This is a genomic window from uncultured Caballeronia sp., assembly GCF_964243625.1.
Lineage (GTDB): Bacteria > Pseudomonadota > Gammaproteobacteria > Burkholderiales > Burkholderiaceae > Caballeronia.
The window spans coordinates 1-2,142 of record NZ_CAXTGZ010000832.1 but is presented as its reverse complement, the minus strand read 5'-3'; the positions used below and the strand labels follow the sequence as shown (position 1 = coordinate 2,142).

Sequence of the window (2,142 nt, the reverse complement as noted above, 5' to 3'; positions counted from 1 at the left end):
GCGTAGACGCTGCCAAGCACCAGCCCGTTGATAATCTGCTGGATGAAAATATCCATTGAAGGCTCCTTAGCCCGTGCGACTAGATTTACGCTTTATCGCTGGCCGATAAACCGAAGGGAAGAAAAAAACGCAACGGCACCGCGCGTACTTGAAAAAAAACTCTAAAACGTCTGAAACTGACTACGTATCTAAGGGATTGCCTTGAGTCCCGCGCATGCGCCGCGCGGCGCTGCAACACAGGGTCAGGGCGTTATGACGTCGATGACGTTCTTCTTGTTATCCTTGAAATCGATTAGCGTGATCGCACCGCCGCCTTTCAAATCGCCTTTGTCATCGAACGCGATATGACCCGTCAGGCCATTGAAGTCGGTCGAGCCGATTGCCGTCAGCACCTTGGGTGCTTCAACCGAGTTAGCGCGTTTCATTGCGTCGACAATCACGTAGACCGCGTCGTAGGTGAACGGCGCGTAGTCCTGGACCGGGGAGTGGAAACGCGCTTCATAACGTTTCTCGAAGTCCGCGCCTTTATCGAGTTTCGGCAGGCTCACGCCGAGTTCCGTGCACACCACGTTCGGCGACGCGTTGCCCGCGAGCGTCGCCATGTCGGCGGAACAAAGTCCGTCGCCGCCGAGGATTTTCGCCTTCAGCCCGAGCGCCGCCGCCTGTTTCGCGAACGGGCCGCCCGTTACGTCCATGCCGCCGAACATCACCACGTCGGGCTGGACGCGCTTGATCTTGTTCAGGATCGCCTTGAAGTCCCTGGACTTGTCGGTCGTGGCCTCGTGGCCTGCAATCCGGCCGCCGTTCGCCACCACCGCTTTCGCAAATTCGTTAGCGAGACCGCGACCGTAGATGCTGGCATCGTCCACGACCACGATGCGCTTGCCGCGCAGCGTCTTCACCGCGTAGTTCGCGAGGACCGCGCCCTGGCGGGTGTCCGTCGGGATTACGCGAAAGGTCGTCTTGAAACCTTGCTGCGTGTACGCGGGATTCGTCGTGGCCCCGGAAATCTGCGCCACATTCGCGTCGCTGTAGATCTTCGATGCCGGAATCGATACCGCCGAGTTCAGATGGCCGACCACCGCCACGACGTGATCCGCCACCAGTTGCTGCGCTGCTGCGGTGCCCTTCTTCGGATCGGCGGCGTCATCTTGCGCGTCGAGTTCGAGATGGATCGCGTGACCGTCGATGGTCAGTCCCTGCGCGCTGATTTCTTCGATAGCCAGCCGCGCGCCGTTTTCATTGTCTTGCCCGAGGTGAGCCAGCGGTCCGCTGAGCGGAGCGACATGGCCAATTTTCACGACCGTTGCATTGCTGGCAGGCGTGGGCGCTGACGCCGCACTTGCCGCTGCGTCCGCTGCCGAAGCTGCCGACCCCGCCGGCGCACTTGCCGCGACGCTTGCCGATGCTTCCGGCGTCGCCGATGCCCCAACGGCTGGTTCGTTTTCACTCTTTTTGCTGCATGCCGTTGCCATCGCAACCGCGGCCGCGATGGTCACAACAAAGCCAAACTTAATTCGCATTCAGTAGGTCTCCGGCGCCTTCAAAAGCTGGTGTTTCCAGCCCATCCGGCTTGGAACGCGCGCATTGTAACTCGGTTTTTGAGACGTGCAATATTGTTGATTGACAGGGGTTTTCCTCCATTGCAACCCCGTTTCTCGCCTCGGATGAGCGCAAGAGCGCAACCGGGTTGCGCTCCACGACGGTGCGCTAGTTGCACCATTCGCTGGCGCCGTGGGTAAACACTGAGCTGTGCCTGTGGATTGCGGAAGGGAAATTATTTCGTCGAATGCACCTGAAAAGTGCATCGATTCTACTGCGCGGAGAGTTGGATTTCCGTTGTCGCGAACCTCGCTGACACTAATTGACGTCAGCGAGTGCGTTTTCTTGATAAAAAAAACCGCGCCAACTCAAGTCGGCGCGGTTTTTCAGCTGCGACGGCTGTCCAGCCCTATGTATCCAGCCCTATCTATAAAGGCGGCTTACTTCTCCGACGGCAGAGTCAGCCCGCGCGGCAATGGGAACGACACCTTTTCCTCAATACCTTCAAGCGGCCGCACATTGCGTACGCCCAACTCACGCAGCCGCGCAATCACGGCTTGCGCCAACACTTCTGGTGCCGAGGCGCCCGCCGTCACGCCG

Annotated in this window: 1 protein-coding gene and 1 pseudogene; both read right to left on the bottom strand. The window is 59.2% G+C overall.

All coding sequences use genetic code 11. The features are described from left to right. Window positions 1-242: 242 nt before the first annotated feature. Complete coding sequence (locus ACFFAR_RS31500; protein WP_375509260.1) at window positions 243-1,523, bottom strand: branched-chain amino acid ABC transporter substrate-binding protein; 1,281 nt, start codon at window positions 1,521-1,523, stop codon at window positions 243-245. Between the two features lie 459 nt (window positions 1,524-1,982). Beyond that, window positions 1,983-2,142 (bottom strand): annotated as a pseudogene (gene ispH, locus ACFFAR_RS31495) (4-hydroxy-3-methylbut-2-enyl diphosphate reductase); the annotation flags it as partial.

Bases quoted from the DNA above. Each gene is read 5' to 3' on its own strand.
- ACFFAR_RS31500 (WP_375509260.1), bottom strand. From the start codon at position 1,523: ATGCGAATTAAGTTTGGCTTTGTTGTGACCATCGCGGCCGCGGTTGCG.